The sequence below is a fragment of the Salinivibrio sp. PR5 genome (assembly GCF_001996085.1).
GTDB lineage: Bacteria > Pseudomonadota > Gammaproteobacteria > Enterobacterales > Vibrionaceae > Salinivibrio > Salinivibrio proteolyticus.
In genome coordinates this window covers 47,111-68,714 of record NZ_MUFK01000026.1, presented here as the reverse complement: position 1 = coordinate 68,714, position 21,604 = coordinate 47,111, and the positions used below count along the sequence as shown (strand labels likewise).

At 49.5% G+C, this 21,604-nt stretch carries 21 protein-coding genes; 6 read left to right on the top strand and 15 right to left on the bottom strand.

The features are described 5' to 3' along the window. The first annotated feature begins 234 nt into the window (after positions 1-234). Positions 235-2,934 carry a bifunctional acetate--CoA ligase family protein/GNAT family N-acetyltransferase gene (locus BZG82_RS10495; protein WP_077662431.1) on the top strand — a complete coding sequence of 900 codons (2,700 nt, stop codon included), beginning with the start codon at positions 235-237 and terminating at the stop codon, positions 2,932-2,934. A 5-nt stretch (positions 2,935-2,939) separates the two neighbouring features. Here BZG82_RS10495 and BZG82_RS10490 read toward each other — a convergent pair whose 3' ends face one another. After that, the gene (locus BZG82_RS10490) at positions 2,940-3,851 is read right to left on the bottom strand and encodes a LysR family transcriptional regulator (RefSeq protein WP_077481236.1); all 912 of its coding nucleotides are present in this window, start codon (positions 3,849-3,851) and stop codon (positions 2,940-2,942) included. Between the two features lie 241 nt (positions 3,852-4,092). Here BZG82_RS10490 and BZG82_RS10485 point away from each other — a divergent pair, with 241 nt between their 5' ends. Continuing rightward, positions 4,093-5,724, top strand: a complete 1,632-nt coding sequence (locus BZG82_RS10485) for a DUF2813 domain-containing protein (protein ID WP_077481238.1) — start codon at positions 4,093-4,095, stop codon at positions 5,722-5,724. Here BZG82_RS10485 and BZG82_RS10480 read toward each other — a convergent pair whose 3' ends face one another. The 11 genes from BZG82_RS10480 to BZG82_RS10430 are packed head-to-tail and all read right to left on the bottom strand — an operon-like array spanning position 5,725 to position 14,955. Beyond that, entirely contained in the window at positions 5,725-6,285 is a 561-nt protein-coding gene (locus tag BZG82_RS10480; RefSeq protein WP_077481240.1) for a DUF3833 domain-containing protein, read from the bottom strand. Then, positions 6,282-6,818 carry a hypothetical protein gene (locus BZG82_RS10475; RefSeq protein ID WP_077481242.1) on the bottom strand — a complete coding sequence of 179 codons (537 nt, stop codon included), beginning with the start codon at positions 6,816-6,818 and terminating at the stop codon, positions 6,282-6,284. Before BZG82_RS10475 ends, BZG82_RS10480 begins: the two co-directional genes overlap by 4 nt. Then, positions 6,818-7,333, bottom strand: coding sequence for a DUF2878 domain-containing protein (locus tag BZG82_RS10470; protein WP_158011466.1), 516 nt, complete (start codon positions 7,331-7,333; stop codon positions 6,818-6,820). The genes BZG82_RS10475 and BZG82_RS10470 overlap by 1 nt, the downstream gene beginning before the upstream one ends. A 4-nt stretch (positions 7,334-7,337) precedes the next feature. Beyond that, entirely contained in the window at positions 7,338-8,579 is a 1,242-nt protein-coding gene (locus BZG82_RS10465; protein ID WP_077662430.1) for an SAM-dependent methyltransferase, read from the bottom strand. Between the two features lie 2 nt (positions 8,580-8,581). Next, entirely contained in the window at positions 8,582-9,319 is a 738-nt protein-coding gene (locus tag BZG82_RS10460) for a DUF1365 domain-containing protein (protein WP_077662539.1), read from the bottom strand. 8 nt (positions 9,320-9,327) lie between these two features. Continuing rightward, positions 9,328-10,584 carry an NAD(P)/FAD-dependent oxidoreductase gene (locus BZG82_RS10455; RefSeq protein ID WP_077765809.1) on the bottom strand — a complete coding sequence of 419 codons (1,257 nt, stop codon included), beginning with the start codon at positions 10,582-10,584 and terminating at the stop codon, positions 9,328-9,330. Continuing rightward, a complete protein-coding gene (locus BZG82_RS10450; protein WP_077765808.1) occupies positions 10,581-11,312 on the bottom strand; it encodes an SDR family NAD(P)-dependent oxidoreductase in 732 nt (243 codons plus the stop codon). The genes BZG82_RS10455 and BZG82_RS10450 overlap by 4 nt, the downstream gene beginning before the upstream one ends. Next, the gene (locus BZG82_RS10445; protein ID WP_077675252.1) at positions 11,309-11,749 is read right to left on the bottom strand and encodes a nuclear transport factor 2 family protein; all 441 of its coding nucleotides are present in this window, start codon (positions 11,747-11,749) and stop codon (positions 11,309-11,311) included. Before BZG82_RS10445 ends, BZG82_RS10450 begins: the two co-directional genes overlap by 4 nt. Beyond that, on the bottom strand, positions 11,749-13,188 hold the full coding sequence (gene phrB / locus BZG82_RS10440; RefSeq protein ID WP_077765807.1) for a deoxyribodipyrimidine photo-lyase: 1,440 nt from the start codon (positions 13,186-13,188) through the stop codon (positions 11,749-11,751). Before phrB ends, BZG82_RS10445 begins: the two co-directional genes overlap by 1 nt. Next, a complete protein-coding gene (locus tag BZG82_RS10435) occupies positions 13,179-14,009 on the bottom strand; it encodes a MerR family transcriptional regulator (RefSeq protein WP_069586452.1) in 831 nt (276 codons plus the stop codon). The genes phrB and BZG82_RS10435 overlap by 10 nt, the downstream gene beginning before the upstream one ends. After that, positions 13,999-14,955, bottom strand: coding sequence for a YbgA family protein (locus BZG82_RS10430; RefSeq protein ID WP_077765806.1), 957 nt, complete (start codon positions 14,953-14,955; stop codon positions 13,999-14,001). The genes BZG82_RS10435 and BZG82_RS10430 overlap by 11 nt, the downstream gene beginning before the upstream one ends. A gap of 279 nt (positions 14,956-15,234) precedes the next feature. On the opposite strand from BZG82_RS10430, the gene BZG82_RS10425 reads away from it, so the two are divergent. Then, entirely contained in the window at positions 15,235-17,484 is a 2,250-nt protein-coding gene (locus tag BZG82_RS10425; protein WP_077765805.1) for a putative bifunctional diguanylate cyclase/phosphodiesterase, read from the top strand. Positions 17,485-17,508: 24 nt separating this feature from the next. Here the strand turns inward: BZG82_RS10425 and BZG82_RS10420 are convergent, their stop codons facing one another. Together BZG82_RS10420 and BZG82_RS10415 are read right to left on the bottom strand one after the other, a co-directional pair. Further along, positions 17,509-17,784, bottom strand: coding sequence for a GIY-YIG nuclease family protein (locus BZG82_RS10420; protein WP_077765804.1), 276 nt, complete (start codon positions 17,782-17,784; stop codon positions 17,509-17,511). Between the two features lie 6 nt (positions 17,785-17,790). Next, positions 17,791-18,474 (bottom strand): YceH family protein, encoded by a 684-nt coding sequence (locus BZG82_RS10415; protein ID WP_077765803.1) that lies wholly within the window; start codon positions 18,472-18,474, stop codon positions 17,791-17,793. A 213-nt stretch (positions 18,475-18,687) separates the two neighbouring features. Between BZG82_RS10415 and BZG82_RS10410 the strand changes: the two genes are divergently transcribed. After that, positions 18,688-19,125 carry a bactofilin family protein gene (locus tag BZG82_RS10410; protein ID WP_077457476.1) on the top strand — a complete coding sequence of 146 codons (438 nt, stop codon included), beginning with the start codon at positions 18,688-18,690 and terminating at the stop codon, positions 19,123-19,125. Positions 19,126-19,165: 40 nt separating this feature from the next. Further along, positions 19,166-19,594 (top strand): DUF3069 domain-containing protein, encoded by a 429-nt coding sequence (locus BZG82_RS10405; protein WP_077480031.1) that lies wholly within the window; start codon positions 19,166-19,168, stop codon positions 19,592-19,594. Between the two features lie 69 nt (positions 19,595-19,663). Here the strand turns inward: BZG82_RS10405 and aroG are convergent, their stop codons facing one another. Beyond that, the gene (gene aroG / locus BZG82_RS10400) at positions 19,664-20,743 is read right to left on the bottom strand and encodes a 3-deoxy-7-phosphoheptulonate synthase AroG (RefSeq protein ID WP_077662422.1); all 1,080 of its coding nucleotides are present in this window, start codon (positions 20,741-20,743) and stop codon (positions 19,664-19,666) included. A 227-nt stretch (positions 20,744-20,970) separates the two neighbouring features. On the opposite strand from aroG, the gene BZG82_RS10395 reads away from it, so the two are divergent. Next, positions 20,971-21,507, top strand: a complete 537-nt coding sequence (locus BZG82_RS10395) for a hypothetical protein (protein ID WP_077480029.1) — start codon at positions 20,971-20,973, stop codon at positions 21,505-21,507. Positions 21,508-21,604: the final 97 nt, after the last annotated feature.

Here is a 21,604-nt window from a genome sequence, read left to right as displayed (position 1 = left end):
GTGCCCCCGACCTAACAACCATTCAATAAAAACTTAGGTGGCGGCGTAAGGTTTCGGCTGCAGCTCACAGATGGCCACCCCTGCCTGTTTTTCAGTGTATCGTGTTGAATAAATTCTGCTCCGCACAGATCACATTGCGTTAAAAAAAACCGCTGAATTCAAGCACGAATAGATACACTGGCTGACAATCTATCCTGTTTCTCGGCTTATCATGCCACGCAAAGGAGGAGCGTTATGTCAGGGATTGATCAGTTACTTAAGCCCAAATCAATCGCGGTTGTTGGTGCCTCAGACCAAGCTAACCGCGCTGGGTATGTGGTGACTCGCAACCTGCAATCGGGGGGATTTCAAGGCCCAATCATGCCCGTCACGCCGAAATATCAGGCGGTTGCGGGAATACTGGCCTACAAAACCATCGAAGCACTGCCATTAGTGCCTGACTTAGCCATCCTGTGTACCCGCGGCGAGCACAATCTCAGTCTCATCGAACAGCTGGGCGAACGTGGCGTCAAATTAGTGATCGTGCTAGCAGCGGGCATGCGCGGGCAATTTAATGAGCAAGGCGAAAGTCACTTTTCACATATGCAGGCAATTGCGGCGCGCTATACCATGCGGGTGCTTGGACCGAACAGTTTGGGGATGATTCTGCCTTGGCTCAATTTGAATGCGTCATTTGCGCCTGTGTCTGCCAATAAAGGAAACATTGCCTTTATTTCTCAATCCGCCGCTGTCTGCACCACAATTTTAGACTGGGCCAAAAATAAGCGAATCGGCTTCTCGACCTTTATTTCACTCGGCGAAGCCTGTGACATCGATTTTCCAGAATTATTGGATTATCTGTGTCGCGACAGTAAAACCGATGCCATTTTGCTTTATGTGGACTCAATCCGTGATGCGAGACGATTTATTTCCGCCGCTCGCGCCGCGGCACGTAACCGACGTATTTTGGTGCTAAAAAGTGGCCGCACTCGCGGTGGCTCGGTGGCATTGGAACAGCTGAGCCACACCAATATGGGCCTCGATGCAGCCTATGACGCCGCCATTCGTCGCTCGGGGATGCTGCGCGTGAACAACACTCACGAACTATTCGCCGCGGTCGAAACCTTGTCGCACTCCGTCCCTTTACGTGGCGAGCGTTTGGCCATTATTACCAATGGCGGCGGCCCTGCCGTTATGGCGGTCGATACACTGATGGAGTCGGGCGGTAAGTTGGCGTCCCTCAGTGAGAAAACTATTGAAGCGTTGAATCAGGTATTACCCGCAAGTTGGTCGCGTACCAACCCGATCGATATCGTGGGCGATGCGGACACACAACGATACCAAGATGCCATTGATATTCTCTTGGCGAGTGATGATGCCGATGCACTGCTTATCATGCATTCACCCTCGGTCACGGCGCCGGGGCTGGCTACCGCGAAAGCCATTATCGCTGCCCTCAAAGAAAATCCGCGCGCGCGGCGTTTTAATATTCTCACCAACTGGCAAGGCGAAGGCGATGACGCCACCGTGGCTCGATTAGCATTTACCCACGCGGGCTACCCGACCTATCGTACGCCAGAAAGCGCCGTTACCGCCTACATGCATTTGGTAGAGTACCGGCGTAACCAAAAGCAGTTGATGGAAACGCCCACGTCCACCGGACAAACAGACTACGATTTGCCGGCGGTTCGCGCCTTTATCGATCAAGCTGAAGACATTGAGCACCTCACTCTCACCACACATGAAGTCCGCCCTCTTCTTGAAGCGTATGGCTTACACGTCATGTCAACCTGGCTGGCTAGCGATCCGGTCGAAGCGGCGCAAATTGCCGAGCAAGTGGGCTATCCGGTTGCAGTGAAACTGAGATCGCCGGATATCCAGCATAAGTCGGATGTACAAGGCGTGATGCTCAACTTGCGCACGGCCGCTGAAGTGGCGAATGCTTCACAAGCCATTTTGGACCGCGTTTCTATGACATTCCCAAACGCACGCATTCAAGGCTTATTGATTCAATCCATGGCTCCCCGCGCCGGTGCGCAAGAGCTAAGAGTGACCATCACTAATGATCCCGTGTTTGGCACTATTATCTTATTGGGTGAAGGTGGCTCGGACTGGGACGTAACCAAAGATGCCGCGGTGGCCATCCCGCCGCTCAATATGGCGTTAGCCCGCTATTTGGTGATTGGCGCGATTAAGTCTGGCAAAATCAAACAGCGCGGCTTCCCCGTTTCCATTGATGTGCCCAGTTTATGCCGCTTTTTAGTGACACTGTCACAGATGATCATTGATTGTCCTGAAATTGACGAACTGGATATTCACCCACTGTTAGTCGCTGGCGACGAGCTCACTGTATTAGACGCCTCTCTACAATTGCGTGATTATGCCGGTAGTCAGCATCAACGTTTGGCGATACGCCCCTATCCTAAAGAGCTTGAGCAACAGGTTACCTTAAAAAATGGCAATACATTGCTATTACGTCCTATTCTTCCCGAAGATGAGCCAACCCACAAAGCATTTGTAGAGCAAGTATCGGAGGAAGATCTTTATCGTCGCTTTTTCTCTGACGTGGGTGAACTTAACCATGAGGCCCTCGCCAACCTCACTCAGATTGACTACGACCGAGAAATGGCACTGGTTGCGACCTACACCTCTCCTTCTGGACAAGAAGAAATTTGGGGCGTGGTCCGTTTGCTGGCTGATCCTGAAAATACAGAAGCCGAGTTCGCCGTGCTGGTGCGCTCGGATTTAAAAGGCGTTGGCCTTGGCAGTATCTTGATGACTGCGATCATCGATTACGCCAAACAGGCCGGCCTGTCTCGCATTACCGGCATGACAATGCCGGCGAACCGAGGCATGATTGGATTAGCACAAAAGTGCGGTTTTAGTATTGATGTGCAGATGGCAGACGGCGTGGTGGATATGCTGCTGCCACTGCATAAAAACCAAGATGCATAAACCGATTACGGCGTATCAATTGGAATGTCACCGGCTTGCAAATAGGGCGCAAGCAGCTTAGGAACTTGCCGCACCAACCAAGATTTCGCATTGCCCATACGGTTGCGCTTCCACGCGAGTCCCATTTTTAACTCGAAAGGTGTGCTGCCCTTCAATAGCTTAAGACGACCCGCTTTCAAGTCATCTTGGATCCAAAACCACGGTAAAGTACCAATCCCCTGACCTGCCAATATCGCTTGATACTTATCATGCATCGAGCTGACGGTTAAACGTGGTTGATCTTCCAACACATTGTAAGTAATCGGCTGCATGCCGCGTGCAGTATCGGCAACCGCAACTCCCCGATAACCAGCCCGAATATCCGGGTCGACAGGTCGCGATTCCTTATGAATGGGATGATCAGGCGTGGCAACCCAGTACGCACTCATTTCACCTAAAGGTTGTACCTTAATCCCTTGAGGAACTGACGCTGGGATCGGCGCAATCAGCACATCTGCTCTATCTTGCGCGAGCGATTCCCAGCATCCGGCAAGAATTTCTTCTGACAGTTTCAAACGCGTGCTGCTTTTATTGGCAAGACGCTCAATGAGCGGGAAAAAGAACGCACTTTTAAACAAACCGTCATAGGCAAGCCGAATTTCGAGCTCCCACCCATGAGCTAACGACGCCGCGTCGGCAATCATCTCATCGGCCGCATTCAGTAATAAGCGTCCGCGCTCTACCAATAAATGGCCGGCGTCGGTAAATGTTGCACGGTGACCGGACCGATCAAAGATCACTAGTCCAAGCTCATCTTCCAGCTTTTGAACTTGGTAGCTCAGTGAGGATGGGGCACGATTGAGTGACTCCGCTGCGGCGGCAAAACTGCCTTTTCGCTCAATGGCATCTAAAACCTGTAACGCTTCAAACGACAACATAGTGCTTCTCTTAATCTGCATCACGGAACGTCGCAGAGAATTGACGATGAGCGATGCAGGTAGGGACCTATAAAGTCTTAACACTTTAGCAGGGTTTTCAGTGCACTCCTACTTCAAACGCCAATAAAAAATGCCTATCAGATGATGAGATAAAAGCAATAAATCAGCGATATAGCACAAAATCGTCACCGGATTTATTTCCTTTCAACAAGAACTGTCATACAGTAAATGAGAGGTGACGATGAGACTAGACCGGATTGAAATAGCAGGCTTTCGTGGCATTAAGCGCCTGTCACTACAAGTTGATGAACTCACCGTTTTAATCGGTGAAAACGCGTGGGGTAAATCTTCCCTGCTCGACGCATTAGAGATCGCTTTGCATCCTAGTGGTGATCGTCCTAGCTTCAAACGCTCAGACTTTCATGTTGACCACACCCTAGGGATTGCCCCAGAACAACAATTTCAAATCGTACTGCGTTGGCAAGAAAGCTTTGCTGGCGAACATAAAGCGCGGCGCTATCGACGCTTTACACCGGTGTGGAATGGCGAGCATGAGGGTTGCCGTACTCTCGATTATCGCTTGAGCGCCACCACAGAAGAAAGCAAAGTCCACGTACGTCGCGAGTTTTTATCCAGTCAAGGCGATGTCATTCAAGATATCGATAGCGATGCGCTGGCACAGCACCTCATGCAGATCCACCCTGTGGTGCGGGTACGCGATGCAAGACGCATGCGAGTGCCCGGACAAACAGTGACCAAAGACAATACTCGCCTTGAGCAACGGCTCGATAATACCTATCGCCGGTTGTTAATGATGCCCGGACACGTTAATAAAGGAGAGATTAAGAGCGGACTACATGCGATGCGGCAACTGCTAGATCATTACTTTGCCGTACAAGAGCACGATCGTCCCCCTTACCCCATCCATGCCCCCGGAGCGTTAGCGTTTACCCATAATCAAATGCATCCCTTAGAGGCAGTGGCTAACAATACCTCCAATCAGAGTCATCTTGTTTTAATGGGACTGTTAAGCGCATTTGTGCGAGCGCGAGGGCCAAAGCAGCTTAAACGCAATGCGCGACCGATCATGGTATTTGAGGATCCCGAAGGTCGCCTGCACCCCACCTTATTGAATCAAGCTTGGCGCCTTATCCAGTTGATGCCGATGCAAAAAATACTGACCACCAATAGCGGTGATCTTTTGGCGGGGGTTCAACTTGATCATATCCGAAGATTGGTACGCCATCCGACCGAAACACGCAGCCACCAAGTCCCCTCACAGCTGTTAAGTAAAGATGAACGCCGTCGCGTTACCTTTCATGTCCGCTTTCATCGCCCCAGTGCCTTGTTTGCGCGCTGCTGGCTGTTGGTTGAAGGCGAGACGGAGATTTGGTTATTTAATGAGCTAGCTCGCTTGCAAGGTTATGACCTCGCTGCCGAAGGCGTCCACTTAATTGAATTTGCACAAAGCGGCCTACGTCCATTAATCAAAACCGCCAAAGCCTTGGGGATTGAATGGCACCTCGTCGCCGATGGTGATATGGCCGGGAAGAAGTATGCCGCAACAGCGCGCGGACAGATTGAGAATCAGCCGGAGGGCGTCAGGCTTACCGTTTTGCCGGATAAAGACATTGAACATTTCTTGTATAACAACGGCTATGAACCTTTGTTCCGAGATATGGCAGGCATGACAAGCCAACAGCCTCACATGAATGACAGGCGCATCATTACCAAGGCACTCAAGCGTTACGCCAAACCTGATGCCGCGCTCGCGATCATCGCCTATACCGAGAACGAACTGAAAACGCCGATCCCTAAGTTGCTTCGGTGGATCCTGCAACGCGCGATCGGCTTAGCCAGAGGGATGGGCTAATTAGCCCTCCTTGTTGATACGCTGGAAAAACAGAGTCACTTTCCCCACTTCAACCCCCCATTTGCGCATCGAGGTGACATTAAATAAATGATCTGAATCTTGTCGGAACATCCAGTCGTCAAAGTGCAGTTGATACTCGCTATCGCCAACGGGCACAACCAAATCATAGCGCCAATTTAACGCATTCCCTTCGACAACTCCTGTCGCAGTGCCCACGATATCTCCGGCGGTCCCTGAATAGGTGCCGTCTGCGTGGCGGGTAATCGTCCAAACACGCGTTTGGGTCTCGCCGTCGTCATACACAAAGGACTCGTCGAGTGTCAGTGTATCGCCATCCACAGTGCCAATGATATCTACCTCAAAACGCCGACGTTGCTCACCAGAAAAATCTTGCACCATACCCCATGCTTTTGTGTGTCCTTCAAAATACTCAAACAAGTCAAACGCAGGGGTACGCGCTTTGTAGTCTTCAATGTCCGCTGAACACGCCGTCAACAGCAGCGCAGCCACGGCGAGCAAGGCCCACTGAATTCGCTGGATCTGCCTCGTCGGTAGAATCATGTTGGATCTCCTAATAATGCTTTACGGTGATCGGGGTAATCGGTATTTTCTGATAACCAAATGGCCAAGAAGGCGTCGGCCAATGCCGTATCGGTCAGGTTAAGTGTTAGCTGCCAGTTTTGGTCCGCGCGTTGGTAATAAAACGAGCCACCAGTCCGGGTGCGCACAAATGCGAGACGATCGTTCTCCTTGATATCGCCCCAAGCTGGCGAGATTGTTTCCAGCCACACTGCGCGTTGCGATGCAGAGAACCCAAGGTGCTGCCACTGATCGTCCGTCGCTTCCATCAGCCGTTTGTCGCTGATATCTCGAGCATAGGTAATCACCAATGCATGTGGCTGTTGTGGTTGATACTCTCCGTCAGGCGCACGCAACTCGGAGCGATAGATCGTCCACCAGCCCCATGTGAGTGTTGCCTTGCCAACTTGAGGCCAAGATTGCCATGCATTCTCCATAGTAGGAGATGCCGTCTCGGCAGAACTCGGCCACGAGAGGATTAAGGTAAGCCAGCCCACGAGCAGAATAGCTTTCATCACTCACCTCCTGAGGCCAACGTCGTTGGCTGTGTTTTTTCTACCAGCCAACGTATGAGGTGGATAAGGATCACACTGTACACCGCCCATACCGCCACCAGAACGAGACTTGTGGTGAGCCAAGGTTGCGGAAAAACAATCGCGCCAAGCCGTTCTCCAGCAACATAACTGCTCGCGCCACCCAAAGCGCCAATCAAACTCATCGCCCATAGAGAATGGGTGAGAATGATCTCACGCAACAACCAAACGAAGGCGCAGAACCCGCACCAAAGTAGCGCCAGCCACACCGGCATCCACGCTGATGCAGGTTCAGTGGCAAGCCAGCCAAAATGGATTAACACATTGTCACCGACAAGGCCTATCGGCGTTAAGGTGATGATCGCCCAAAGGACATCGCGCTGATAGAAAATCGCCGCGGCAAGCATGGCGACTAGTAACCACTGGGTGCTACTTTGCCCCAACGCCGCCGTGAACCAAAACACGTTAAAAAGCAGGGAGATCACCACAAAGCGCATGATGTTAGGCCTCACGCCAAGCGGGGCGACTAAACAGCAACTGCACAGCGCTGATGGTGCGCTCGCGGAATCCCCCCTCACAGTAGCAGAAGTAGTATCGCCACAAACGCGCAAAGCGTTCATCATAGCCAAAGGTTTGTAGCGTATCTGCGTTTTGGTTAAAGCGCTGATGCCAGTCGGCGAGTGTATTGGCGTAATCGATACCAATATCTTTTAAATCACGAATCACAAAATCGGTCTGCGCGGTAAAATGATCCAGCAATACATTCACTGATGGTAAGAAGCCACCAGGAAAAATGTGCTTTTGGATAAAGTCTACATTCCGGCTATAGTGTTCATAGCGCTGATCGGCAATGGTGATGGCTTGAATGGCCATCAATCCCTCAGGTTTGAGTAACGATTGACACTTTTTCACAAAGGTATCGAGATACTCTTTACCCACCGCTTCGATCATTTCAATCGAAACGAGCTTATCGTACTCACCATCAAGATCGCGGTAATCTTCTTTTAGCAAAGTGATTTGGTTTTGCAGGCCCGCTTGTTCAATACGAGCTTTTGCCCAAGCATACTGCTCTTCCGAAATCGTCGTCGTGGTGACGCGGCAACCATACTCTTTGGCAGCGTAGATCGCCATTGCTCCCCAGCCCGACCCAATCTCAATTAAGTGATCCGATGGTTTGAGCTTGAGTTGCCGACAAAGGCGGTCCATTTTCTCAATTTGTGCCGCTTCCAAGCCCGCAGTGTTCTCGGTGTAAATAGCGCTAGAATAGAGCATCTGCTCATCAAGAAAGTGGCGGTACAGATCATTACCCAGATCGTAATGCGCTGAAATATTACGACGTGCGGTGTCTTTTTCGTTGCGGTTTCGCCAGTGTGCCAGCTTATTACCAAGATTCACCAACCAACCGGTGTGTTTTTCAATGCGATCGATGGCAGGTAGGTTGCGAGCAAAGACGCGGATCACATCGGTCAGATTGGGAGATTCCCACCAACCATCCACGTAAGCTTCAGCGGCGGCAATACTTCCGCCGGTCAACATGCGAGTGTAAAAGCGCGGATCGTGGACGAGCACTGAGGCATGAAGGCTAGCTTGTGGATCACCACATTGTAAGGTTTGCCCCTGCTCGTCGACTAAAGAGATACAAGCATCTTTAACATGTGCCAGTAATGTGTAAACCAACTGCTTAGCATAGTGCTCTTTGCGTGTCAGCGTGCGTTGAGTTTGAGAAACGTCCGTCGCAGACATAATTACTCCTTCTTCGCACCTGGGTGCGGATAAAACGGTGCGCCCTTTATCCATAATTTGAGCGCCTGCCAATAAATACCAATGAGAACTTTTACTGTCTCGATCGGGGTTCGGATCAATAGTTTATTGAGGGTTTTCGTGGTAAAGGGGCGCCGCTTCATACCTAAAGTGGCATCGAACTCTCGATCATCTCGGTGCGCTTCTAAGTGCACATGCACACGTTCACCCAGTGGTTTGAGCCGCCAGTGATACCGTTGCTCAATCGGGTTGAATGGCGAAACATGGAAGGCTTTATCATGCTGCCAGCGCTTCCCCGCGGGTATCGCATAAAAATGCTTCTCTCCCCAAGGGGTATTACTCACCTCTGCCAACAAATACCGCCACTGATTGTCCGTGTCGTAGATGTAATAAAGGTTCACGGGGCTAAAGTACACGCCCAAATAGCGTAGTTGGCACAATGCGTAGACTTTACCCGAAATGCGCTCACCGGTTAGCGCATAGAGTTTATCGAGACAAGCCGCTTTGGTGTCCGATTCCCCCGCGAAATAGTCGGCGTGATGAAAAGCGGCGACCCCCCACTTCCCGAGTCGAAAGCCGCGCACACGCTCTGCCAGTGTGCTTAGCTCATCCAAATCAATCAGCGGCATAAACACGGGATAGTTAAAGGCGTGTTTGATTGGCGTAAAGCGTCTATGTCGGACTTGGCCGACATAAAGCCCGCTTTGAAGTGATTCTGCCACTGTACTCACTAACTCATTTCCTCAACTACATCGAGCGCACTGCGCACACCATCTTCATGGAAGCCGTTGTACCAGTAGGCGCCACAGAACCAGCTTCGTTGCTGGCCATTAATTCGATGGCGCTGTTGCTGCGCGGCGACGCTTTCGGTATTAAATACCGGATGCGCATACACAAACTGCCGTAAAATCTTACTCGGATCGATTCGATCCGTTTGATTTAGCGTGACACAGAAGGTTTCAGGCGCCTGAATTGACTGCAATATATTCATATTGTAGGTCAAAGCTGCAGGTTGCGTGTCTATATCTTCTGACACGGGCAGATGATAGTTCCAGCTCGCCCATGCCCCTTTGCGAGTGGGAAGTAGTGAGGTATCGGTATGGAGCACAACCTCGTTATCTTGATACGGAATTGCGCCTAACACTTCACGTTCAGCTGTTGAAGGATCGGCTAGCATCGACAGGGCTTGATCGCTATGGCAAGCAAAAATGACATTATCGAACTGATACTCGCCACTCTCTGTGGTGAGCACAACGCCGTGCTGGTGACGGGTTACTTGCCTAACGGGGGTGTTTAATTGGATCTTTTCAGCAAACGCTGGGGTGAGCTTTCTAACATATTCACGCGAGCCACCCGGAATGACGTACCACTGCGGGCGATTCGTAATATCCAGCAAGCCGTGATTTTGGAAAAAACGGAGGAAAAATGCCAGAGGAAACCCGCGCATATCTGAAAGTGTTGAAGACCATATTGCCGCCCCCATCGGTAGAATATAGTTTTGACAGAAGTAATCGCTAAACCCGTGCTGGTTAAGGAACTCTCCCAAGGTGTGCATAGCCAATGTATCTGACGCTTGGCCGCGCTGATGGGCCTCACGCGCCAAACGGTTAAAACGCATAATCTCGGCTAAGAAACGGTAAAACCGAACATTCACCACATTGCGTTTTTGCGCAAACAGTGACGCTAAGCTGTGTCCGTTGTATTCCAGACCATTTTCATCGTTACGCACACTAAAACTCATCTCAGAAGGCTGTCGACCCACCCCGATCTCTTCCAGTAAACGTTCATAATTCGGATAAGTACGATCGTTAAACACGATAAAGCCCGTGTCGATCGCATAGCGTCCACTCTCAACTTCTACGTCAACGGTCGCCGTGTGGCCACCGAGATAGTCATTGGCTTCAAAGAGCTGAATGTCATGACGCTTATTTAAATAGTGGGCACATGTCAGGCCCGCAATACCGGAGCCGATAATGGCAATTTTCATGCTTGTTTCCTTGTCATGCGTCGAGCAATGGCGATCTGCCATGATGTAGGGAGTAAGGCGATAATTTTCAGGAAATAGGTAAACTTACGCGGAAAGTGAACTTCTGCTTTGCGTTTCTCAAGCCCTGCTTGAATGGCCGCCGACGCTTGCTCGACGGTCACCCGCATCGGCATGGAGAAATCGTTTTTATCCGTTAGTGGCGTTTTAACAAACCCAGGCGAAACGAGTGACACTGTCACTCCTTGATGAGCGAGATCAACCGATAGCGTATTGGCTAGATAACTGATAGCGGCTTTAGACGCACCATACGCCTCTGCACGCGGTAAAGGCATGTAACTCGCTGAAGAGCCAACGATTGCCAAATGGGTGCCCGGCACAAAGCTTGCCTGCAAGGCTTCGATACAATTAAGGACGCCAAACACGTTGATATCGAATACGCGTTTAAACAAGGGTACATCGATTTTTCCGTAGTCGATGTATTCACAGGTGCCGGCATTTAGGATCACCAAATCAGAGCTTGCTGATAAGGCACCGAGCGCTTGATGGGTTTGGTCCCTGTCTGTGGCATCAAACACTAACGGCTCGAGAGAAGCATGATCGCGCTGCATCGCATCGAGCTTGTCTTTGTTACGACCACACGCAATAACGCGCCACCCTTGGCGCGCATAGTCTCGCGCTAATTGCTCGCCAATCCCCGATGTCGCGCCAGTAATCACAACCTGTTTCATTGTCCTAACCTCGCTTTTATGTAAGTGAGTAGTCGACCCATCAACGGCAAGGCCTCATAAATCATTTCGCCCATGTCAAAATAGTCGCGGTGACGACTGATTCGCCCATCCGTAAACGTCAAATGCGAGCAACCATGCACCTGTCTCGGTCTGCCTTGTTGCACACGCGGATGAGAAAACGTCATGGTCCACGTCACGAACGCATCACTGTCGCCAGCCGTCGTATGGTGAATATCAAACTGACAGCTGGTAACGTTTTGATACAAGGAAGCAAAGTACGCTAAGAACGCAGATAGCCCTTCAATACGGTGCGCTGGGTCGATAAACACAATGTCGGGGTGGTAGATCGTTTCAAGCGATGCCAAATTGTCTTTACTGAGTGCTTGATAGACTTGCGCAAAACGCACCACTTGAGTTTGAACGCTCCCGCTCTCCATTATGCAGACTCCTTGGGCTGATTTTTGGCCGCCTCAAAAATCGCTAATGCCTGTTTGCGCTGCTTAGCATGATCAATAATCGGTTTGGGGTAATCCAATGACCGCGCATACTTTTCCGCCCACGACCAAGGTTGATGAATTTGCTTACCAGGCACCTCTTTTAGTGCTGGTAGCCAACGACGTATGAAGCGCCCATCACTGTCGAAGCGCTCCCCTTGGGTTGTCGGATTAAAAATTCGAAAGTAAGGCTGCGCATCGGTGCCAACTGACGCTGACCATTGCCAACCTCCGTTGTTGGACGCAAAGTCGCCGTCAATCAGCTTGGACATAAAGTAGTCCTCCCCCCAACGCCAATCGATGAGCAAGTCCTTGGTTAAAAAGCTGGCCACTATCATCCGCAGTCGGTTATGCATCCATCCGGTGGTGTTTAATTGCTGCATCGCAGCATCCACAATCGGAAAGCCGGTTTTACCCGCTTTCCACGCTTCAAAGCGCGCTTTGTCGTTATCCCATACCACAGACTCTCCCCACTCTAAAAAGCAATGCTTTTTGCTAATACTGGGGTTTTGAGCACTCACTTCTTGATAGAAATCGCGCCAGATTAACTCTGACAACCAAGTTGCTGCGCCTGAATCGGGCTCGCGCCAGTGCGGATGCTCAGATTGCAGTCGCGCTAAGCATTGGCGAGGGGACAATGCGCCAATGGCAAGATACGGTGACAGCTGACTGGTGCCATCAATGGCAGGGAAATCCCGTTGCGCCTTGTAATCTGCGGCTTGTTCTCGGCAATAAGTGCGTAACTTATCTAAGATGGCTTTTTCCGTGGTCGGCCATGCCGAGACGGCCTCGGTTGGATAGTCAAATTCAATCGGCTCAAGAGAAGCAAAAATAGTAGTTAACCGCGTATCATCAGCACGAGCAGCTGGCGCCTTGAGCGGTGACTGATCCATGCCTTCTAATGCACGTAGACAGGCTTTTTTAAACGGGGTAAAGACTTTATACGCATCGCCTTTCCCAGAACGAATCGTGCCGGGCGCAAATAGATTGCGGTCATGGTAGGCGTACCAAYCAATGCCCTGCTCCTCTAGTCGTTGCTGTGCTTGGCGATCGCGATTTTGCTCATTCAGCTCGTATTCACGATTCACAAACACAGCGTTGACGTTCAGCGAGTTCGCAAGGGTTGCGACCGTTTCAGACGCCTTCTTATAGTCAGCGGCTCTTGTCACCAACAGCGGAATGTTAAGTGTACTGAGTTCGTCACGCAGCGCCTTAAGCCTTGCTTCAATCAATCCCGCCTGAATCGGGGCCATATGGTGGGCAGCCCATTGATCCGGTGTTTCCACAAAAAGGCCCACAACAGGCTCGTTTGCTTCGCACGCTGCATGCAGTGCACGATTGTCAAGGCAGCGCAGATCGCGTCGAAACCAAACTAAATGCATAACGGATTGTTCTCCTTGAGTTCTTTTAGCTCGTCTCCATGTACGGAGCAAATAAATGGCTGGCTCACAATGTGAATGTCAGATTGTGCGTAACACTGCCGTAGCTGATTAAGCTGGGAACGATCGAGACGGTGCGCAGCCATCACTGCGAGCGTGGGGATCTTTTGCTCTCGCATCACTTCGAGGATAAGGCCAAGTTGGGAATGTGGCTCACGCAAGATAGTGACGTTGTAACCTTTCTCATTCAGACGCATTGCCATCATAGTGCGCTGATAATCTTCTGTGTCAGTAAGTGTCACTAACCAACAAGGGAACTTACTGTTGCGTTTTGCGTTCGCCAGCATTGCCGCTTGGCATTTTTCGATCACCGTACTGCGCCACATATCTTTCTGCAGAGAACTGATGGCACTTTGCTCCTCATCCAACCACGTATCAAGCGGCGTAAAGACGTGTTCGATGAGCCAATAAAACGGATATTCTTTTAATAAGGTTTCAACGTGCTGGCCGAGTTTTTTCAGTGATAAGTCATGAATCAACTTCATCAGCTCACGGGCTAACGTGTCATCTTCGCTATCTATTTGGGTCTCGGTTTGCGACAGTAACGGTTTCACTTTGCTGATCGGGACACCTTTGTCGAGCCAGCGTAATATCCGGCCAATCATGGCGACGTCTTCATCACTGTAAAGACGATGACCTTTCGGTGTTCTAGCCGGAGACAGCAAGCCATAACGGCGTTGCCATGCGCGCAATGTCACTGGATTAACGCCGGTACGATCAGCGACTTGGCTGATCGTCAGCGTGCTTTCGGGATTAGAGTCCATAACGTAACCTTAAGGCATCTGGATACGGCTTCAGATACGCTTGACTAGCAAGGTAATCATCTGGGTGGTTGTGCAAATGGTGAGCAATGAGGGTCAACGGCGCTAACAGCGGCATCGTGCCTTGACGGTAAGCATGAATAAGGTGAGTCAGCTCTGCTTTTTGGCTCTTGTCTAAGTTGTTCTTAAAATAGCCTTGCAGGTGCATCAGCACATTGGTGTGCTTTTTCCGCGTCGCACGGATAGCCAACGACTGCATAAACTGCGTGCGATACTGGTGGAAGAAATCATCAATATCGTACTCCGCGATGTTCGCCATAAAACGGCCCAATTCTCGGTAACGCTCAGGCGAGTGCGCCATCAACACTAATTTGTACCGCGAGTGAAATTCAACCAGTGCTTTTCTTGTCACGCCACTTTCGACACTGCGATATAAATCGTCTAACGCAAATAACCGGAACACAAAATTCTCACGCAGGATGGGATCATTCAATCGGCCATCTTCTTCAATCGGCAGCCACGGCATACGTTCCATTAATGCTTGGGTATACAGCCCTACCCCAGAGATATCAGAGGTGTAGCCATTTTCCCGATAGACTTTGACACGCTCCATGCCACAAGTGGGCGACTTGGCACAAACGATATAGCCACGTAGTGCTTTATGGGCCAATTCATCCGCTTTTCGTTCACTAAAGGCCACCATTTTTTCAGTATGATCTTTGCTGGCGTCTTTGGTCTCAACCAAACGAATGTCGCCCACATTACCCTTGTCTAATAAACGAATCGTCGGCCTTGGCACCGGTAGGCCGATTGCGACTTCCGGACACACAGGGACAAAGTTGACATAGGGAGCGAGCTCTTTGGTCACAAACGGACTGCGTTTATGGCCGCTATCAAAGCGCACCTTTTCACCAATCACACATGCGCTAACACCAACTGGAAACGACATGCTTCACCTCTTCTTATTAAGCGGCATGGACCGCAGAGTTGTACATTTATATTTTGTTGTACAACTCAATGTAGGCGAAGGATCACTTTTGTACAATATTTTTTATTTGTACAAGTTTACTCTGGTTCTTGATGTGCCCTCACGCAGGCCTCTTAACAGCTGCTACGCTTTATCTATCCTCTATCAAAGAGGGAGTCTCAGATTTGTCTCACTATTGATACGACTTGAGTCACTCGTGTCACATACACTTGAAGCCATCATGATATAGCTCTCACGACCATGCCCTTACAGAGAACGACACTAAACATCGATGACCGTCTCTCCATTGCGAAGCGCCCATTTCGACCTCGCGGCCGCGCTATACTCGTGATTGCGATGATCTGCTTTGCTATCCTGATTGCCACTTTTTCCTTATTTAATACCGCACAAGAACAACAACGACTGCGCACCGAGCAGCTATTAAGCGTCGAAGCAAAATCCTTTGCTGACGCGTTAACGCGTCACATGAATGCTCACCTTAATGAACTCAGTGTGCTTGCCAGCGAGATAGAAAAAAACATTCCCTCGACGTACTCGACATGGCAAGCATTAGTGCTAGCCCATCAGGGGAATGACGTTCACTTTCAAGCCTTGTTCTGGGCTGAGTCTGATCGGACAATTCGTTGGCATTACCCCCAAAGTGATGCAGAAAAGCCCGAGCAATTCCCGTTTGACGTTTTAGGAGACGATAACTCTCAGCTTTCTCATATGGATGTAGAGTCGCTTCATAACTGGCATATTGCGCACCCTATCTATACGCAAAATCGGAATACGCCTGACTACTATCTCGGTGGTACTCTCGATATTGCAGAACATATCAGCCACCTAGCATCTGATTATCTCGATACATTTCAGAAGCTGACGCTCTACGCTACAAGTGATGGGCGCGCCGTATTCGGGGACGTACCACCTAATGGAGCGGCAACAGGACAAGTTGGGCTCACGCTAACCGGCGCTAGCCCCGAGTTTGTCGTCACATTGTGGAACAGCCCTGAATCGGAACACTTTTTATCTTTGCCAATGCTCATTTACATCTCTGGGTTGGTCGTCACGATCTTAGTAGGTATCGCCTTGTATTTAATTGAAATCAATTTGATGGCGAGAAAAGCTGAACAAGCGACCATTGCTCGACTGCAAAATGAAATCGCTCAACGCAAAGACGTTGAAAATCAGCTACATTTTATTGCTAATCATGATCCCCTCACCTATCTGCCAAATCGCCATGCACTGCTTAATCACATTCAGCACACCATTAATAAGACGCTCTCGGCAACGCGTACGCTGTCGCTGATTTGTATCGACATTGATAATATTAAGGAAATCAATGATCTTCATGGCTACCGCATTCACGATGACGTATTAACTACCATCGCCAAACGCTTACAAAATCTATTGCCTCCACAAGCTTATTTAGCCAGAACCAGTGATGAACATTTTGTCATGCTGCGCACCGATCTATCGCCTTTAGAAGCCGAGATACACGCCAAGCAGGTACGCTTGAGTGTAGAAAAAGAATGCCAAGTTCAGGGAGTGACTGTTTTACCTAGCTGCGCGATTGGTGTGGCGTATCGCTATGACACATCTATGCCGGCTCATGAATTACTACGCCACGCCGATACCGCTGCGCATCGAGCACGACAACTCGTGCACCACCGTGTGGTCGTATTTCAAATGGCGATGCGTGACCACCTTCAGCAAAAGCGCGACATCGAATACACCATTCGCAAAGCCATCCAAGGCAATGAATTGATGCTGCATTTTCAGCCTCAGGTTGATTTAAAAACGCAGCGTATCGTCGGCATTGAAGCCTTAGTACGCTGGCAGGATGAAGGAGGGACTATCATTTCGCCTGACACCATCGTCCGTACTGCTGAAGATACAGGATTGATGCAACAACTGGGAAATTGGATCATTAACAAAGCGCTAGAGCATTATGCCATGCTACTCACTGAGGGCTGCGCACCGCCGATGCTTGCTATCAATGTCTCTGGTCATGAATTTCAAGACAGTTTTCTGGCTGATACGATTTTACAAGCCATCGAACGCCATCAAGTACCAGCAGAGCGCGTGCAAATCGAATTAACCGAGCAAGTGTTTATTGAAAATTTGGAACAAAATCAACAGACATTGCACACACTCACCGAAGCGGGTATATCACTAGCGATTGATGATTTTGGCACCGGTTATTCATCACTGGCCTATTTGAAACATTTCCCTGTCGATACGGTTAAAATTGATCGCAGCTTTATCGACCAACTCCCCGAATGCAAAGACGATGCAGTGATTTGCCAAGCCGTGATTGGCATGGCGGATCTCTTAGGCTTGAAAGTGGTCGCAGAGGGCGTCGAACACCAAGCCCAGAAGGACTACTTAGCCCAAATCGGCTGTCGTTATATTCAAGGTCACTTGTACTATCCCGCCATGGGCGTCGATCAACTCCTTACCTTACTGAAACAGCATATTCCTTACCTACGCTACTCAAATTCATAGTCAAGCAACCAATGCATATGCCCTTTAAGACTCCCATCGATGGACGTCATCACAGCCCTGACATAAGGCTTCTTTGCGCTGCTTGGGCCACTGTTTAATCCGATATTCCAACTGCATAGCGGCTTGTTTGCTCATTGCAGGAGATTGCCACACCAAAGAAAGTGGCCCTTTCCCTCGCAACGCACGCGCACCTTTACCACTGAGATGCTGTTGAAAGCGGCGCTCAACATCCGTCGACACGCCACAATACAAAGCATTGTGCCGCGTACGAACCAAGTAAACGAACCAGGACTCGCTCATGTTTTTTTATTTGGATAATAGCGCGTTTAATGCCTCGCGCAGGCTGGCGACCTCTTGCTCAAGCGCATCAACCCGCGCTTCCAATGCATGCTGCGTCCCGTGAGATGGGTTTGGCACCGCGGCGTTATCTAAGCTTAGCTCTAGCGTTTCTGTTTCGGGTCTCATTTTGCTTTCAGCGCTCGCTTCGGTTAATTCACCAAATAAATGGATGTAGCGCGATTCCCGTTTACCCGGCTCACGTGCTAGCTTCATAATCCATTCGGCCTCTATCATGGCACTCAGCGTGCTTTCTACTTGCTGCATATCGGCAAATTCAAATAACCTTTGCGTTCTTGTGCGCAGCTCGCCTGCAGTCTGTGGGCCACGTAACAACAGCACGCAAATAATCGCTTTTTCTTGATCCGTAAACGTCAAATTACCGAAAGGCGTATTACAAAAACGATGCTGATACTTGCAGACACGGCTCCCACTCCCTTCCTGTGGGCTGATAAGACGTGCATCGATAAGCGAATTTACGACGTCTAACACGTCGGCGTCGGTGAGCGCATAGACAGGCTCTCGATTATTTTTTTGATTTACCGCTGTCGTGAGTGCATTTAAGGTCAGTGGATAGTAGTCAGGCGTAGTCACTTCTTTTTCCAGCAAGCAACCGATGACACGTTGTTGATAGGGCGTTAATAGCATTGACATGATCCATGTCCTCATCGAGATAATAATCGTGTTATAGCAAGTTGGGCATAGCCGAGCAATTGCGCTCCAACTAAGTGCTGAATAATTCGGCACAAACAGGCACACAGACTGGTATCAGGATCACATGTTAGTCAGGCTTGAGTGAAAAGATCGCAACACATAGCCTGACACCAGATGATATACTGGTAGGAAATGGATTGTGGAGTACAAACTATGGGCCTGTTTCGTTCAACCCCAAACCGTAACCTCGGTTTGTCAATCGTGGCGAAAAACTGCAAGGTTGTTGGTGACATTGAGCTTGACGGAGATATCCAAATTGATGGCTTTGGTGAAGGCAATATCACTCAGGCTAATGCCGTGGTTATCTCAGCAACCGGACACTTCCGCGGTACGATTCATGCCAAGCATATTACGATTAACGGTTTGGTTGAAGGACAATGCGAAGCCGATGCGATTGACATTCTCTCGCAAGGTAAAATGAAAGGCGTGCTCAATACCGAGCAACTCACTATTGAGAAAGGCGGTTTACTCGCAGGTGAAAACCGAGCCACCTTAGCCACCGATACCGTCGTGCCACTCGACGACCAAACACGCAGTGAGCGTACAGAAAATAACGAAAAGAAAGACCGAAAGGCCGCAAGTCGCTCATAACGACGTGGGCTTAGCATAAAAAGTGAAGGAGAGTCGGTGCATGTCCGATACCAGCAGTACCAATATGAGTTTTGACGAGTTTTCCCCAGAGCTGCAAAGCGTGATTCGTTATGAAAATGCTCCTGAAGCCATGTACACGATGATAGCCTCTGTTCATGACGCGGCAGAGCCTAGTGTGCGTGAAGCATGGGAAAAGCTCCCTGCTAGTGCGCAAAATGTGCTCGACAGTTTCGACCAGTTTCATGCTTTGGTGGCAATCAGCCAAAGTTATGTCGGGATTGATACGCTCAACGAATTGCAAAACGTCAAACTCGATGACATGTCCGAAGACGAGCAAGAGAACTACAAAGCGCAGGTACTGGACGATGTGCTTAAACGTTGCGTTAAAGACTTATCCAAGCAATTAAAACAGGCGCGTTTAAAACCCGCGCTTAAGCGTGAGTTTCAATCTATCTTTCAAGTACAGTAATGCTCACACAGTAAGTCCATCGCACGATAATAAAATAAGGGCCAGCATTGTACGCTGGCCCTTTTCTTTTTAAGCGCTCTTACGCTGCTGTTTTGCGCCTCGTCTGGCTCTTACTGCGCCCGCTAGCTGACGTAGAGTTAGTTCGGTGTCTTCCCAGCCAATGCACCCATCGGTGATGCTTTGTCCATAAGTGAGCGACTGCCCTTCAATCAGATCTTGGCGCCCCTCAATCAGATGACTTTCAATCATGACGCCAAAGATTGCGTCATTGCCGCCAGCAATTTGTCCCGCCACATCGTTGCAAACTTCTTTTTGCTTTTGATACTGCTTGCTACTGTTCGCGTGGCTAAAATCAATCATTACTTTTTGGCGCAGCCCGGCGCCTGCAAGCGATGAACAGATCTGATCAACATCTGTTGCGCTATAGTTCGGCGCCTTGCCGCCACGAAGGATCAGGTGGCAATCATCGTTTCCTGCCGTTGCAACGATAGCAGAATGGCCGTATTTGGTTACCGATAAGAACTGATGCGGCGCGCTTGCTGAGCGAATAGCATCCGTCGCAATCTTAATATTGCCATCCGTACCGTTCTTAAAACCAACCGGGCACGACAAGCCTGATGCCAACTCACGATGCACTTGAGACTCAGTGGTACGCGCACCAATAGCGCCCCAACTGATTAAATCGGCCATGTATTGCGGCGTGATCATATCGAGGAATTCGCCTGCCGCCGGTAGGCCCATATTGGCAATATCAAGGAGGAGTTCTCTTCCTAAACGCAGGCCATCGTTAATCTTGAAACTGTTGTCTAGATAAGGGTCATTAATCAGGCCTTTCCAACCCACCGTCGTGCGCGGCTTTTCAAAATAAACGCGCATCACCACTTCCAAATCATCATTAAGCTCTTCTCGGAGAGCTTTGAGCTTGCTGGCATATTCTTTGGCAGCATTTGGATCGTGAATGGAGCAAGGGCCGACTACGACCACCAATCTATCGTCTTCGTCATTCAAAATATGATGAATAGATTGACGTGCATCGAACACGGTCTTCTCTGCTATCTCTGTAGCGGGGAATTTTTCTAATACAGCGATCGGTGGCAGCAACTCTTTAATTTGTTGAATTCTTACATCATCTGTCGGGTGTACACTCATGGGCTTAATCCTGTGCTTGCATGCAGCTTCATCGGGCTGCTTTTTCTTCATGAGCCTTTACGCNTGCAAATATTTTTTTACGAAAAAAACATAGATAATTTTAGGATTAAACTTGCAGTTTCAATTTAACTTAAAATCACATATCGAACTAACAACCTGATAAACCAAAGTTGCACAGTACGATCTATGTTCTTTAAACTAGGCCCTAATTATTAAGGAGTAACCTAGTGCACTATCTAACTAAGTTTGGCTTCATATCAGCGCTGCTGTTCTCATCAGCAGCAGGAGCGACGAATTTTAACTATAACTACCTTCAATTTGACGTCCTCTCAAACCCCGGAGGGTTAGGCGCTTCGACCAAATTCGTAATCGCTGACGGCGCTCACCTTGTCGCGAGAGGTGACTCACAGTTTGAAGGCGACTGGTTTTCCTCTGTCGGAGCTGGTTTTCATGCTCCCATCAATGACTTTGTCGATATCTACGGAGAAATTGAAGGAGCTTGGCTAAAACGCCCCGAAGCGCCCCACTATGAGACAGGTGAATTAACAACAGTTATAGGTGGAGGGCTTAGAGCATGGGTAGCTCCATCTTTTGAAGCAGATACATACATAGGCTCGATTATTTTCGACAAAGATGACAGTAAAAGTATCGTTGAACTTGGTGGCCGCTTTCATTCGACAGAGACACTTTCACTGGGTGCGACGTGGCGGGCAAACGGTCTTGAAGAAAATAGGTTGATTTTTTCAGTCAGATACCTGTATTAATAGGCCACGGTCATCCACCCTATTCTTTCCTACTCTGGGTGACCGTGTCAGTGTGACCTCTCTCACTGGCTTTATCGCTATATTAAACTAACTTTAT